Here is a 14,220-nt window from a genome sequence, read left to right on the forward strand (position 1 = left end):
CTTGTCTGCTTAATTTGTTTTTTGCTTGCATCGAACCCGGAAATGCGTGAGACATCCCCTCGTGGGGCAAGGCGTCGAGTAGATGCCTTGCCCCAATGGAGAACTTCTCCCTTTCCAGAGTAAGGACCTACCTCTTACGAAACGTCCGGATCAACCCACAAACGGCTTTTAACCCGCTTTGCGCCGGCTTCATACGCATTTTCTACTGCGTCCGCAATTTCACCTTTATTCTCGACCCCACCATACAGTGTGGCTACTCCGTTTCTTACTCCGACCGAGATATTGTCTGAATTGACAAATGGACTGCTCCACAGCTCATCCTCAATCTCCTTTTTTAGTTCTCTGTCTCCCATGTCGGCCCATGGGCGCTCTTCAGTCTCACGTTGAGAAAGTTTATTCCGAACCTTCCAGGCTCCCGAATCATACGCAATTTCCTGAGCATCGATCATGGCGCTCCGATCTTCCACTGAGCCGGAAAGCGTAGCGACCCCACGATTAACGGATACCCGAACATTGTCATCATCAACAAAAGGGCTCATGGCAAAATTTAACTTGATACGTTGACGAAGTTCCGAATCCGTCAAAACGTAGTCATCATAATCGTATCCGTAATCATAATCGTACCCAAAACGATCATCGAGATATGGATCATAGTCATAATATGGGTCGTACTCATAGTAGGGATTCATGTCGTAATCGTCATGGACGACTTGGCTTTGGGCAAGGCCTGGTGCTCCGCCTACACCCATCAGAAATGCTATGGCTAAAGATGTTCGATGTAACGTATGTAACAATTTCATCGTGAGGTTCCTCCTTGACTTAACTAAAGTGGTAAAGGTTAGCGATTGAATCCCCTGGACTGGGTTCTGGTGGTCGATTCAAAATATTCATCCTGTCCGGGTCCACGGTCATAGGGTCTTTGTTGTCCGCGGTCCATAGACTGTTCGCTGTAAAACCTCTCCTTTCCACGGGCATGGGCACGTCGATCCTGTTCCATTGACCAAGGCATCTTGTCTCTATGGGAATCACGGTAGGAATCACGGTCACGTCTTGAAGATTCGCCCCTTCTCCCACGATCTTCCCAAGGGTAATCCGAATAATAAAAATCGTCAGAATAGTATCGCTGGGTGCCTCCGCGTTCCATTCGGCGATTTTCATCCTGATTTCTTACATTGTGTTCCCTGTCCCGGAACGAAGATTTCGATGTGCGATTTCGGGTACGATCAAAATTCTGCGTATTTTGCCGGATATTCCGTTTTTGAACCCGGTCGTAGCTGCCTCCGCTTCCTTGCCAATGATCGCTGGTGTACCCATCCCACCGGTTGGCGGAAAAATTCGGTTCATCCGGATTAAATAATCTTACGCCATCATCCTGTGACCGATTGGAAGACATCTCCCTATTCGACCTATTTCGGGATTGCCAATTCTGATCTGCCTCAGAAAAACCCCGTTTGGCATATTTTAAAATCATGGCCTGGATAGGTTGAATGTCCGATTCCGTATACCACCCTCGTCCTGCACTTCGATCCAGCACGTCGACCGCTTTGCGAACCAGGTGACGTGCATAACCGGGCTCCCCATTCTCCAATCCCACAGCCGCTTCATTTAATAAATCCAAAATTGTGGATTGAGGGGACCCCCCTGGGATGTTCATAAAAATGTTACGAATTTGTGGTTTACGAAACTCACGGGCAACATCCTGAACCCATTGTGCGGACAATTCCTGCTGCGGGGCAGGCGCGATCCAGGGGGCGGCATGGACGGTGGATATCTTTGATATCTCATGGTCATTGCCTCCCCACGGCATTCCCAACAACGATAGTACTCCTGCAACTAAAAATGGTCGTGCATAAGACCGGTTCATCACAAACCTCCTTTCTGGAATTGGATGTGTAAATTGTGAATGCGATGAGACTGCCTCATCGCTGTGATGGTTGGAAATTAACTCTGAAATATCCGATGGCAAACCCTCAAAAACCCTGGAAATGGTCAGAAAAAGAAGCTGATCGTATTGAAATTGACTATTGGTGTGGAGCTGGGCAGAGGGGCTCTGCGTTCTGTCCAAGTTGGCGGTCAGGAGGCTGGGTGGATGCGGAATTAGGGGATCAAGAAGATATCCTCCAGGGTTAATGCCAGTGTGTGACGTTCGAGTGATACCGTAAAGTGGGGAAATGAAGCGTGGGAAAATCTCGGTTTTATCAAGTATAAGTTTATCTGTGTTCCTTGGATTAGGAATGGTGGGAAGTGCCCAAGGTCAAGAAATTGCCATCCCCCATGTTCTGGAAGACCTAATTGATGACATGCCGGAACGCTACCGGACGGAGTTAACTGAGATATATGATGACCGGCAGTATGAGCCGTTGTGGCTCTCGCAATCACAAAAGCTGAATGCAGAGGGACAAACGCTACTTCAGATTCTAAAGGGAGCCGAACAATTAGGATTAAACCCGACCGACTATGATTATTCTGAACTCCAGTGGTTACAACGAACCAACCAATTGTTCTCTGAAGAACGTCCGGTATTCCGAACGAATGTTCTTGCCAGATTGGAAGTCGTCCTTTCGAAAAAATTTTTGAAAATGTTGGATCACGTCACGTCGGGACGTTTAACCCCGGGCCAAACCAACGAAAAGTGGTATTTGCAAGATGAGAGACCACTCCTCACTCGCATAATGCTGCAAACCCTTGAAACGGGGGTTACGGCAACCTTGGATTCCTTAGCTGGGGCCCATGAAGGTTATAAGCCCTTACTGCATGCGCTTGAAGAATATCTCACAATTAAGGCCGAGGGCGGGTGGCCGGCTATTCCCGATGGACCGTTGCTTCTCAAAGGGACAAACAGTGAACGAGTAAAAGTTCTACGAAGGCGATTGGCTGCGACAGGAGATATGAAAGAAGGGGCCGATCATACGAAAATTTTCGATCAGGAAGTGATGGAGGGAGTAGAAAAATTTCAATCCCGACATGGTCTAGCCGTAGACGGAATAGTCGGACCCACCACATTACATACGTTGAATATCCCGGTCGAGTCACGTATTCAACAGCTGTTGGTGAATTTGGAGCGGCGCCGTTGGATGCCGAGAACATTGGGTCCGGACTATATAGTAGTGAATATTCCGGATTTTCGACTCATGGCCTATCGTGACGGAACATCACAATTGGAGATGCCGGTCATCGTAGGAAAGCCGATGACCCAAACTCCCATTTTCACTGACATTCTGGAATATCTGGTATTCAATCCATATTGGAATGTCCCGATCAGCATTGTCCGGGATGAAATCCTTCCAAAATTTCAAGAAGATCCAACCTATCTCGCTGAAAGAAATTTTGAAGTGGTAGACGTGGATGAACAGCCCATGGACATTGCTCACCTGACTTCCGAAAACATTCAAAACGGCACAATACGTATTCGGCAGAAACCGGGCCCGAATAATGCGCTAGGATTGGTTAAGTTCATGTTTCCCAATGATCATGCCATTTATCTTCACGATACACCTGCCGATCATTTGTTCGATGCGTCCGAACGGGATTTTAGCCATGGTTGTATCCGCGTTGAACGACCGACGGATTTGGCGGCATTTCTTTTGAATGAACAGTGGAATCAAAAGGATATCGTGCTTGCACTCGAAAGTTCAGAGCGGCGTGTCATTAAACTTTCTCAAGCTATACCGGTGTATATTTTGTATTTTACGGTCTGGGTGGCTCAGGACGGAACGCTTCAATTCCGTCATGATCCTTACGGTCACGACGATCGTTTATGGGCTGCCTTGCGGCCCCTCCTATCTCTGGCCAAGAATCCAATCAATCTATTTCGTCAACATTCTGCAGGGTAATGATATGTCTGTATGGTTAAGTCGTATCTTCATGATGATGTGGTGCGGAGGAGGAATTATGGTGGTCATGCTGTCTCATGATCCTGCAGCCGCCACACAGGGTTCGCCATACGATTCGGAACGTCTATCGTTTTCCGTCAAGGTTAAAGACGAAGTGAATCCTTATCGGGTCTTGGGAATTTATGTCATGCCATCCCAAACTATCGAGTTAGAATGCGTCTTTACTCATCCGCAAAGCTCTTTTGCGGTCTCCAGTGAGGCTGGGGTCCTTGAGGGATATGCGAGAGAACGATGGAAATGGAAGGCCCCCCAGGAACAGGGAATGTACCCCATCATGATTACCGACACGACCACCAATTCCATCATGACATTGAATGTGTTTGTCATGGTGCCGTTTGCTCATGATAGTGAAAAGTTGAACGGCTATCGAATCGGTCGTTATCAGCACAAGCCATTAAAAGATAATCCGACGTACAATCGGCCTCAGGGCTTTATTGAGGTGACGCAGAACAATCGGAATGTACCCGTTTCCCCCCATTTTACGCTAGGGCAATTTTTGGGAAAACAACCCAGCGGCTTTCCGAAATATCTGCTGGTAAGAGAGCGACTGTTGCTCAAATTGGAAATGATGCTCGAAGCCTTCAATCAAGAAGGGATTTCAACGTCGACGCTTCATATTATGAGCGGTTTCCGCACCCCGTTTTATAACCACTCCATTGGAAACCGGACCAAATACAGTCGTCATCTTTATGGTGGCGCAGCCGATTTTTTTGTGGATGTGGATGAGGACAGCTATATGGATGATGTCAACCATGACGGTAAAGCCACGATCACTGATGCCATTGTCCTGGCCGATATTGTAAAGAAGAAGGCTCGTGAAACTTGGTATCGACCCTTTATCGGGGGATTAGGAATTTATGGACCCAAACCACATCGAGGGCCATTCGTTCATGTTGATGTTCGAGGATTCCCGGCACGATGGACTCAGCCGTAAGGTTCAGAGGCATTAAATTTCTTGAGTGATGTTGAACCTGACCTCTGTCGAGACAACTAATTTGGTGAACAATACCCTTCACTATTCACATATCTCAGGTATCACTGTAGTTCAGAAGTGCCTGGAACCTATCAACGGAAGCGGTATTGGTCTCAATTCCAAACTTTTAACCCAATAGGATCTTATCACTGGAATCGGAGCGTTGGTCTCTCACTCTTAGCCTGGCTCTTTTTTTCTTGTCCACAGCGGTCATCGGACTGGTCGGCTGGAAACTCACTCAATTGGTAGACCGGCTGGCTGATCGAACAGGAATTGGCGAGGCGCTTGCGGGCGCCGTTTTTCTGGGGGCCAGTACATCCTTGCCGGGCATTGTTACTTCCATGACAACCGCATGGGGTGGTCATGCTGAATTTGCGGTGAGTCATGCCCTGGGAGGCATTGCCATACAAACGGCATTTCTGGCCATTGCCGACATGACCTATCGGCATGCCAATCTGGAGCATGCCGCCGCGTCCTCCGCCAATCTCATGAACGGGGTGCTCCTCATGAGCATGCTCTCGCTCATTTTACTCGCCATCGTGGGGCCTGAATTCAGCCTGTGGAATGTGCATCCGGTCACTCCCTGTGTCGTCGGGATATATCTTTTTGGTCTTCGGCTGGTGCATCATTCCCATGTTGAGCCCTTATGGAGTCCCAAGTTAACTCCCCACACGAAACCCGATGAACCGGAGACAGGCAACCGTCATGAAAATCTTCCGAAATTATTGATGGCGTTCACGGCTTCTGCCGTGCTCATTGGAACGGCCGGGTGGGTTCTTGCCCGTTCAGCCGTCTCTCTTGTGACTCATACCGGACTTTCTGAAACGCTTGTGGGGGGAGTCTTCACGACCATGAGTACTTCTATGCCGGAATTGATCACCTCACTTGCCGCGGTGCGTAGGGGAGCGCTGACGCTTGCCGTAGGAGGAATTATAGGAGGCAATACCTTTGACACGCTGCTGGTCGCGTTTTCCGATTTCGCGTTTCAAGACGGTTCGATTTATCATGCTACGACGAATCAGCAAGTCTATCTGATCGCCTTAACTATGCTCATGAACGGTATTTTACTGCTTGGATTGCTGCGTCGGGAGGAACATGGCATCGCCAATATCGGATTCGAAAGTTTTTGTATTTTGCTTGTCTATTTGGGAGGAATCACTATTCTTTTCCTTACTTGAACTTTTTAAACCCGCTAAAGGTTTTTTAATCAGCCGGATCATCGGGCATGAAGGGAGATATCAATGTGAAGATACTGGCACGTCCTTCATTCCCGATTCCCCGGCCTAAAACTATTCAGAATAGTAAGTTTTTTTAAGGCGACATATTAATTGAAATCGCGCTCCTTCTGTCAAAATCACAGCAGCGCCAAGGAGATTTTGATGGATATGAGTGAGAGCACCTTCCAGTCCCAAACCCTTCCTTCACAACGTCAGCGTCCATTCCATTCATTGTAGCAACCGATGGAGACTTTTTCGCCACCAAGGTAGAATTTTGATAGCCTCTGTTCATTCCTTCTTCTCCTGATGCCGCAGCAAACTGGGTTTGAGAAACGGCATCTTGGAGGTATCTAGTTTGGACCATTCAGGAGCGGCGATGTTTTGTTGTATGTGACTTCCAAATCCGCTAGCACCGCATCCATTTCTGTTTTGTTCCTCTGCCACCCTTTGGGATCACTGACATTGAGATTTTCAGCAACACGTTCCGCATGCTCCAATTCTTTTGTCAGCTTCATCACGGGAGCATAGAGTTCCTCTTTTCTCTCTTCGCTAGTGGCATGCGTCCGCATTTTTGCTAGGTCATTTAGAAGCTTACGTGATTTCTCTATTTTTTGGTGGACATCTTTAATATAGGGTTCGTGATTCTGCTGAACATCCTTTATCAGAGCCACGGGAGGAATAGGTGTCTGTTGAAAATTCATGGTCTTCCCGAATGATATATTCAAAAAAGAGAAAACACAAAGGATCGTGGTGATGAAGAAGATGAATGATTTTTGTGAAAAGTTCTGTTGCATACATACTCTCCTTTCTTAATACTCCTTTTTGAGTGGGTGAAAAAATAATGCACCTTAGGTAGAATGAAAATCAGGACCATACCGCACTCTTAAACGATTACGAATCCGTTCGGCTCCCGAATTCCTGGCGACTTCTCTAGCTCGTCTCCATTCCACGATAGTAGGAACGGTTCCCTTGAGGGTGACGGTGCCATTGGAGACGGTAACCCTAATATCCTGCTCAAAAAGACCCGGATCCCACCAAAATGCACGTCTGATCTCTTCCCAAATTTCCTCATCCAATTTATCAGGCGATTGGATTTGGAGGTAATTCACGACATTGATGACGCCCTTTACTCTTGCCGCGGCGCGAAGGGTTTGGGAAACTTCGGTAGGAGAATTCAGGTATCCCTCGAGAGATACTTTTCCACTATTGGCTGAAATCTTAATTTCGTAGCGATCGATGAGAGGATGCTGATTGAACGCTTCCCGGACCCGTTTTTCCAGATCGCGATCAGTAAGTCGCACGGGAGGACGAACTTTAATGAAACTGCGTACCCGCCAAATGCCTTCCGTATTCCGTGTCGTCTCTTCCGCAGCGTATTTAGCGGCCAGGTTATCCACAATTCCGGTAAGGAAAGCCGTGCCTTCGACAACACGCACGTCGATGTCAACATCCTGAAGGCGGGGTTCATATGTGAAGGCTGTCCGTATCGCCTCTGCTGTATGGGTGTTTGATGTGAATACATCTTTGCGATGACGAAGCATTTTGTCCCGTGCCCACCATTCAACTTTGAGTGGGGCCACATTGACGTCTTTAACCCCACCCACCCAGGCATCTCTATAGGCGCTATTCTTTTCAGCCAGGCTCCCCACCGTACCGGTTAACGTCACATGCCCCTGGTCGACCATGATGCCGATGAGGCTTTCATGGACCCAGACGTCGGATTGAAGGCGGCGGAAAATTTCCGCTTCGATTTCTGAGTCGGGACGAAAAGCCGGCGGGTTCACGGTAATCCGGCTTCTGAGAGATTGAACACCTTTTACCGATTTGACTACTTCCTCAGTCAATTGCTTTTCCTGCCAACTTTCTACTGTTCCAGTCAGCATGACGCGACCCTGCCTCACCTGTACGGTAATTTCATAAGAGTCTGATGCCGGATCTGAGGCCAAGGCGGCATACACCTTGAATCGCAGTTCTTCGTTGCCAATCCGGCTGGTAGGGCTCACGGCGATGGTATTGATAAGCGCTTGAACTCCTCGAATGCTGGAAACAACTTTTCCTGCACGCTCCCTGGCCAGCATTGTAGGGACCTCACCCGACAGCATAACGACTCCATTATCTGTATGGACATCAATGCCATTTGAGGGGACCGTCTGATCGACGAGTAAACGACTTTCAATAGCGACGGTAATATCCTTGTCCGTAATGATAGTCTGGTGCACTGCGGCCAAACCAACTGATGGCAAGGCCAACATTAATAACATTACCCTTACAGGAAGAGTTATGAAGCCTTGTCGAAAAATGTTTTTCATCTGGATTAACCGAGGGTGTTGAAATTATCCCAATATCCCGATTTCTCTCTCAGGCCAAACATTGACCTCGACCGGTGTTTACATCCGTCTAACCCCATTTAGGAGAAGACCACTGGAATACATCTATTGAAATGATGGGAAACGCGTAGCTTTTTCGTTCTGTATACACGAAATTGGAGGAAAAGGGTCCTATGCGAAACCCTGGAATTCCGGGATGCGAAGGGTAGTTTTAGGCTAGGCGCCTCATGCCGGAGGGATTTATGGAAAAGTCATTGTGAGAGTGCACATGAATTTAACAGACCTCAATCAACAGCATATGCGGAGAGAGCATTGGCAATACGACGAGACATTAAAATGTATGCCAATTGGCATGTATTCCTTTATCGTTGTTGTGGATTTGACCACGAACTGATCGGCACGGTCGAGATCGAATTTTTGGGTGAGCCTTCGATCACTTTATCGCTGTATACGAGATAGATGAATGTCTGACGCTTCTTGTCAAAGAATCGGACCACCTGCAGTTTTTTAAAAATCAGTGATCGACTCTCGTGAAACACCTTCTCTCCTTCTTCAAGCTCACCAACAATGCGAATGGGACCGACCTGGCGGCAGGCAATTGAGGCATCTGAAGTGTCCTCAGCGACACCAACCATGCCTTTCAATCCTCCTGTCTTCGCTCGACTCAGATGGCAGGTGACTCCTTCAATCTTGGGATCATCAAATGCTTCAATCACAATTTTGTGATCAGGACCCAAAAAATTGAATTTTGTATCCACACTTCCGATTTCCTCCGCATAACTCGAAGGGACGATCAGAGCGGAAAAGAACAGAACCTTTAAGAAAAATTTCAGCATGTACGCCTTCTCCCTTAACCGGTGTTTGGCCTTATCCAAGATGAATAATTCGATGGGCTTTACTTTACTCTATAGTCCTTATAACTCAAAACTGGACAAATTCGGAACCTCTTCATCCAGAACGTCCACGGCTAGACGCTCCAGGACACAGGGTGTTCTTGTTCCTTGCTCCGCGGGGGTGCGACCATTACATTCCCACTCCTTGCAGTTTATCGATTACCAACCGGACAATAGAAAAATATAGGATAAGACTCGTCACATCCGTGGTAGATGTGACCATGGGGCTACTAGCGACGGCAGGGTCGATATCTAATTTGGTCAAGAGGACAGGAAATAATACTCCGAGGAGATTGGAGACTACAACGACGGCAACCATTGCTAATCCCACACCGACGCCCACAACTATCCCTCCCCATGCATAACCGATACAACCCGCACCGATTCCCATTGTTAAGCCCAGAGTGCTCCCTACGGCTAGCTCTTTCCAGGCTGTGTTCAACCATTGTGAGGCTTTCAGGTCCTCAATGGCCAGGGATCGAACCATCAGCATGGCGGCTTGTGCGCCGGTGTTCCCCCCGCTTCCCATTAACATGGGAATAAAGAATGTTAAGACGAGTGTGGAAGCTAGGATTTCCTCATACACGGCGATGACACTGGAAGCAGTGAGATTGACCAGAATTAATGCCATCAGCCAGGGAATGCGTTTGCGATAGAGCATCCATATGCCCGATTCCCGGTAACTGGTTTTCAACGGTTCGACGGCTGCTCCTTTTTGAATGTCTTCCGTGGCTTCTTCTTCGGCCACATCCAACACATCATCGGCCGTCACGATTCCGAGTAGGGTGCCGTTGGTGTCAACGACAGGAAGGGCAAACAGATCATATTTTTGCATCATGCGGACGGCTTCCTCCCGATCGTCCCAGGCCGAGAGTGAGGTAAAGGATTGGTCCATGATGCTCTCGACTGTCTCCAAAGGATCGGCTAATACAAATTGGTGTAACTCTAACGCATCTAATAATTTCCCATTTTCATCTGTGATATAGATGGTAGAAATTGTCTCGCAATCACTGCCTTTCCACCGTATATGGGTCAGGGCTCGTTGGATGCTCCAGGCGGGAAGCACAGATACATAGTCGGGAGTCATTAATCGACCGACACTTTCATCGGGATACCCCAAGAGCTGTTCTGCTTCCTGCCGGTCTTCAGGACCTAAAAGGGTGAGTAAGTGGCTGATGGCGAGGGCGGGCAATTCCTCTAGCACTCCTGTCCGATCGTCAGGCCTCAGTTTGGCCAACAATTCACCCGCTTCCCTGTCGGTGAGTTCGGTCAATAACGAAGCTTGAATTTCCGGCGTCAGGTATGAAAACAGTTCACCGGAATCAGTACGAGAAAGGAAATTGAATACGAGGACGCGGGCCGCTTTGGGGGTATTCGACAGGGCCTCAGCTACCTCTGGAAGCGGAAGGCCGTTCAACAGCTCTCGCAATTCAGTCCACTTTTGTTGTGCAATCAACTCCTCTACCGTAGATAGCTCCATTTATGACTCCTCCCATCCGGTATAGCGAATGACTGACGAGCTTACCTTATTCGACTTTGTATAAATAAAAGAATAGATCATTCTTCCAGAACCCCCGCGGTTAGTGCCCAGTGAGGCAGAGGGGGAATTTTAGTTTGAGGATTATAGACAACAAAGTAAACACCAGGGTTCTTAATAGGGTCGTTTTGTCACGTATTCGTGGTAAGGTCCACCGGTGAAAGGTGATGGAAAGAAGTACTAAGTTAGACATAAGAAGCATGTTTATAAAATACGAAGGAGGAGTAGGATGATCGTCAAGGATATTATGACCCCCGTGGCAGAGGTCTTAAACGGCTATGAATATTTAGATCGGGCCGTCCTGTCTATGAAACGACTCGGTTTAAGCCGTTTGCCTGTCGTTGATCACAACCGGATCGTGGGAATTCTCACTCACCAGAACATTGATATAGAAAGTACTCTTGGTGGTTGGGATCTCACGGAGACTCAGGTTCGAAATGCCATGATGGCCGGAGACATGACCTGTTCCGAATATCTCACGGTCGATGAGATGACCCGACTTCTGAAACGAATGCAGAAGAGTTGTCTGGTCGTATTAAATAATGAGGGGCACGCTGTCGGGATTGTTTCGGAGGAAAATATTTCAGGAAGTTCGGTTTAAAGAAGTCATGCCCCATACGGAAAATACTGGCGAAGACTTGAAGTGCGGAAACACATAAAGTCGACGGATTCCGTGATGTTCCGGCCAACGCCCGTTCCCCAACTTCCGATGATTCTTTCATTTTCAATTGATGTATAACGATTTGAAGTCTCTTCACACGCCAATGTCAGACTTGCATTCGGCAAAAAACTCTGCCCTTCCCGCGGCAAATGGAGGATTTGGATCATTGCTCAAAGGAATCGTAAGGAATCTTTTGGGGAAAAGTTCCATTGTCGGAAGGGGAGGCTTGATACGTTGATTTTTCGTCCTCCAACCGCATCTCACCATAAATGAGGTACCCGTTGACTGCTCGTGCGGATTCGCGTACCCATCCCATGGCTAAGAGAATGATCACCGTCAACCCTGCCAACGTCACCAACATACCCGCCATCCTTCGCGGAGCTTCTGACGCGGATCTCGAAACGGTGGCGGGGGGCATTCGCCCAAACACCCGCAAAGAGTACAGCCAATGTCCGAATCCAAAGACCACAAGGCTTGAAAGCGCAAAATATTTATACGGTTGCATCTTCCCCAAAGAATTAATTTCCTGATCGGTCAACCGATTAAGAAGAGGGATATGCTGCAATTGATAGGGCATCGCCAACATCATTGCGGCGATCACGATGACCGTGAGTGACAATGGGATGAATCCGATGAAAGATGGAGGCGGTTTTGACTGGGACCGAACCATCTGCATGACATACAGAGAACCGACCAGTATTAATAATCCATACAATAACGCCACGACATCAAAAAGCCACGAACGTTCTCCTAGCATCACGGTATAAAAGGCCTGGGGTTGTCCATATCGCAAATGAAGCAAATATTGATACCCCACCACCGGCATGACCAGCAGAGCTCCATAGCCAATGACAAAACAGTAACTTCCTCCCTTTTGGAAAAAGTTGCGATCTGTATCGGTTGTAGATTTCAGATAACGTACGGCACAGATCCCACCAAGGGCAAAGCCCGCCCACGTCAGATTGCCAAACCACCGGTGAAGATCCAAATGAATCATCGTGGGATTGAACACATTCTCCCATGCCGAATGAATGGGATCCGGCGTCAGCATATAGGAAGCGGTAATATCGATCATAAACATGGCACTTAAGGCACAGCCTGCGGCAAGCCATATAAAGGCCAAGTGCACCTTTTGTCTCCACCCATGCCGTCCCCACTCCCAAAGGTAATACCAGGCATAGGCAAAAATCGCTTCTCCCAAAAACAATGCGGCCTCTCCCAAAAACGGCCAAAACATGATGTGAAACAGACGGTGCCAGAATTGAGGCCAATAGATGTTCAGAGCAAACACCAGAACGACGCCAAAGAATGAAATGCTCGCAGTGGAAATCACCAATGCAAATGCAATCAGCTTGGCCAACCGGTGGAACCATTCTTTTTCCGTGACATAGCTGAATGTTGCCGTCACGGCTCCGATCAAGGATGAACCCACAATGAAGGTGGCAAATAAACTATGAGTCAGGGCAGAAGCGGCAATGGCCACACGCCCGACGGTAAGAGAAATTTCCAGTGGCTCAAGAGTCATGGGAATGTTTGGCTTCTAAACGTCGATTCCATCTGATTGTTGATAATTCCATGAATGGTATCGGGTCCTCTTGCCACTTCCCGGATGGTTCCCATTGTCAAATAGAGGACCAGCGCGGCCAGACCAAGGGCCATGGCGATGAAATGAATGAACGGCTTGTTGAGTGAGGGCGTTGAGCCACGCATCCAAACAGGAAACACATACCGAAGGTACCAACCCGTTTGAAACAGCACGATAAAATTCACGATACGCCGATACAAAGGATACGGCGCCAGAACGACCATCAACACGATTGTCAGCACATAAAATACCTCAGCCCGGTAGGAATGTCCCCGCTCCAGATGAACCGAGCGAAAAATGAGATGGCTGCCTAACAGGAGTAGGGCCAGGAGGGTAAATTGCCCTATCACGAGCAGAACCGTTTGGCCTTCATAGAGGTTCTGCAGAATATCCGGCTGTGCATTCTGTATGTGTTGCGCGAAGACGAAACCGGAGACCGGCTGAATCATCAGGCTCACAATGCCGATGGCCATGCCTGTTTTGATGAGTGTGAGGTAATAGGCATCATTCTTTGTTTGACCGGAATGGTTCCAAAGACGCCATCCGGCATACGCCGCCATGACATATCCGGCGATGACCAGGTTTCCAAAGAATCGATGGACCATCAAGGGGACCCATGTCGGGTTCCAGAGCCTTGCCCATCCATTATCGCCCTGAACAGGAGTCATCATAAATGAACCGATCCCGTCAAGAATTCCACCCCATATCAGAATGAGTACGGCGGCGACCGTTCCCAACGTGATATGCCAGGTGATACTTTTCGAACGAAGCCGATCCCAAAAATGATAATAGGGATACAGGCACAACACTTGAATGAAAAACACGATCAAAGCCAGATGCAAAGGATAGCGGAAGTGGTTAAACAGGTAGCTATTTGTGAGAGGGAAAAGTCCGATGAATAATTCCAGCATAAAGACAGCCAACACGATGCTGGTGGTATACGTCACCAGCGTAAATCGTGTGGCCAGATACGCAAAATCCGTGAAATAAGGGCGACTGCGTCCCAATCCTTCCGCGATGGGAGCCAGAACCATGAATCCCACACCAAGACTCGCGAGGGTAATATGGGCCAAACTGAAAAAGCCGATCCAAAAGCTTGAACTCGTCATTCTGTTTACCACATTTCCAAAGACG

The 14,220-nt window shown here is 48.1% G+C and carries 13 protein-coding genes; 5 read left to right on the forward strand and 8 right to left on the reverse strand.

Features of this window, described 5'->3' with window-relative positions; genetic code table 11:
- Positions 1-134: 134 nt before the first annotated feature.
- Positions 135-800 carry a BON domain-containing protein gene (locus PQG83_RS02075; protein ID WP_312746226.1) on the reverse strand — a complete coding sequence of 222 codons (666 nt, stop codon included), beginning with the start codon at positions 798-800 and terminating at the stop codon, positions 135-137.
- Positions 801-838: 38 nt separating this feature from the next.
- Entirely contained in the window at positions 839-1,864 is a 1,026-nt protein-coding gene (locus PQG83_RS02080; protein WP_312746228.1) for a hypothetical protein, read from the reverse strand.
- A gap of 95 nt (positions 1,865-1,959) precedes the next feature.
- On the opposite strand from PQG83_RS02080, the gene PQG83_RS02085 reads away from it, so the two are divergent.
- The 4 genes from PQG83_RS02085 (at position 1,960) to PQG83_RS02100 (ending at position 6,044) form a co-directional block, all read left to right on the forward strand.
- Entirely contained in the window at positions 1,960-2,130 is a 171-nt protein-coding gene (locus PQG83_RS02085) for a hypothetical protein (RefSeq protein WP_312746229.1), read from the forward strand.
- 104 nt (positions 2,131-2,234) lie between these two features.
- Positions 2,235-3,833, forward strand: coding sequence for a L,D-transpeptidase family protein (locus tag PQG83_RS02090; protein ID WP_312746230.1), 1,599 nt, complete (start codon positions 2,235-2,237; stop codon positions 3,831-3,833).
- Positions 3,834-3,837: 4 nt separating this feature from the next.
- Positions 3,838-4,827 carry a hypothetical protein gene (locus tag PQG83_RS02095; RefSeq protein WP_312746233.1) on the forward strand — a complete coding sequence of 330 codons (990 nt, stop codon included), beginning with the start codon at positions 3,838-3,840 and terminating at the stop codon, positions 4,825-4,827.
- A 221-nt stretch (positions 4,828-5,048) separates the two neighbouring features.
- Complete coding sequence (locus PQG83_RS02100) at positions 5,049-6,044, forward strand: sodium:calcium antiporter (protein ID WP_312749160.1); 996 nt, start codon at positions 5,049-5,051, stop codon at positions 6,042-6,044.
- 389 nt (positions 6,045-6,433) lie between these two features.
- Here the strand turns inward: PQG83_RS02100 and PQG83_RS02105 are convergent, their stop codons facing one another.
- The 4 genes from PQG83_RS02105 to mgtE form a co-directional block, all read right to left on the reverse strand.
- Positions 6,434-6,784, reverse strand: a complete 351-nt coding sequence (locus PQG83_RS02105) for a hypothetical protein (RefSeq protein ID WP_312746236.1) — start codon at positions 6,782-6,784, stop codon at positions 6,434-6,436.
- A 147-nt stretch (positions 6,785-6,931) separates the two neighbouring features.
- Positions 6,932-8,335 (reverse strand): BON domain-containing protein, encoded by a 1,404-nt coding sequence (locus PQG83_RS02110; RefSeq protein ID WP_312746239.1) that lies wholly within the window; start codon positions 8,333-8,335, stop codon positions 6,932-6,934.
- 437 nt (positions 8,336-8,772) lie between these two features.
- The gene (locus tag PQG83_RS02115; protein WP_312746241.1) at positions 8,773-9,246 is read right to left on the reverse strand and encodes a CreA family protein; all 474 of its coding nucleotides are present in this window, start codon (positions 9,244-9,246) and stop codon (positions 8,773-8,775) included.
- 187 nt (positions 9,247-9,433) lie between these two features.
- Positions 9,434-10,783, reverse strand: a complete 1,350-nt coding sequence (gene mgtE / locus PQG83_RS02120; protein ID WP_312746243.1) for a magnesium transporter — start codon at positions 10,781-10,783, stop codon at positions 9,434-9,436.
- 286 nt (positions 10,784-11,069) lie between these two features.
- Between mgtE and PQG83_RS02125 the strand changes: the two genes are divergently transcribed.
- Positions 11,070-11,441, forward strand: a complete 372-nt coding sequence (locus PQG83_RS02125) for a CBS domain-containing protein (protein WP_312746246.1) — start codon at positions 11,070-11,072, stop codon at positions 11,439-11,441.
- Between the two features lie 223 nt (positions 11,442-11,664).
- On the opposite strand, the gene PQG83_RS02130 is transcribed toward PQG83_RS02125, so the two are convergent.
- Both PQG83_RS02130 and PQG83_RS02135 read right to left on the reverse strand, forming a co-directional pair.
- A complete protein-coding gene (locus PQG83_RS02130; protein ID WP_312746248.1) occupies positions 11,665-13,026 on the reverse strand; it encodes a cytochrome ubiquinol oxidase subunit I in 1,362 nt (453 codons plus the stop codon).
- Positions 13,023-14,195: a cytochrome ubiquinol oxidase subunit I gene (locus PQG83_RS02135; protein WP_312746250.1), complete on the reverse strand. Its 1,173-nt coding sequence runs from the start codon at positions 14,193-14,195 to the stop codon at positions 13,023-13,025. The genes PQG83_RS02130 and PQG83_RS02135 overlap by 4 nt, the downstream gene beginning before the upstream one ends.
- Positions 14,196-14,220: the final 25 nt, after the last annotated feature.

Origin of the sequence: Candidatus Nitrospira neomarina (genome assembly GCF_032051675.1) — a bacterium.
GTDB classification, from domain to species: Bacteria; Nitrospirota; Nitrospiria; order Nitrospirales; family UBA8639; genus Nitrospira_E; species Nitrospira_E neomarina.

Bases quoted from the DNA above. Each gene is read 5' to 3' on its own strand.
- PQG83_RS02110 (WP_312746239.1), bottom strand. From the start codon at position 8,335: ATGTTGGCCTTGCCATCAGTTGGTTTGGCCGCAGTGCACCAGACTATC.
- mgtE (WP_312746243.1), bottom strand. From the start codon at position 10,783: ATGGAGCTATCTACGGTAGAGGAGTTGATTGCACAACAAAAGTGGACT.
- PQG83_RS02115 (WP_312746241.1), bottom strand. From the start codon at position 9,246: ATGCTGAAATTTTTCTTAAAGGTTCTGTTCTTTTCCGCTCTGATCGTC.
- PQG83_RS02130 (WP_312746248.1), bottom strand. From the start codon at position 13,026: ATGACTCTTGAGCCACTGGAAATTTCTCTTACCGTCGGGCGTGTGGCC.
- PQG83_RS02085 (WP_312746229.1), top strand. From the start codon at position 1,960: ATGGCAAACCCTCAAAAACCCTGGAAATGGTCAGAAAAAGAAGCTGAT.
- PQG83_RS02105 (WP_312746236.1), bottom strand. From the start codon at position 6,784: ATGAATTTTCAACAGACACCTATTCCTCCCGTGGCTCTGATAAAGGAT.
- PQG83_RS02090 (WP_312746230.1), top strand. From the start codon at position 2,235: ATGGTGGGAAGTGCCCAAGGTCAAGAAATTGCCATCCCCCATGTTCTG.
- PQG83_RS02080 (WP_312746228.1), bottom strand. From the start codon at position 1,864: ATGAACCGGTCTTATGCACGACCATTTTTAGTTGCAGGAGTACTATCG.
- PQG83_RS02135 (WP_312746250.1), bottom strand. From the start codon at position 14,195: ATGACGAGTTCAAGCTTTTGGATCGGCTTTTTCAGTTTGGCCCATATT.
- PQG83_RS02095 (WP_312746233.1), top strand. From the start codon at position 3,838: ATGTCTGTATGGTTAAGTCGTATCTTCATGATGATGTGGTGCGGAGGA.
- PQG83_RS02125 (WP_312746246.1), top strand. From the start codon at position 11,070: ATGATCGTCAAGGATATTATGACCCCCGTGGCAGAGGTCTTAAACGGC.
- PQG83_RS02075 (WP_312746226.1), bottom strand. From the start codon at position 800: ATGAAATTGTTACATACGTTACATCGAACATCTTTAGCCATAGCATTT.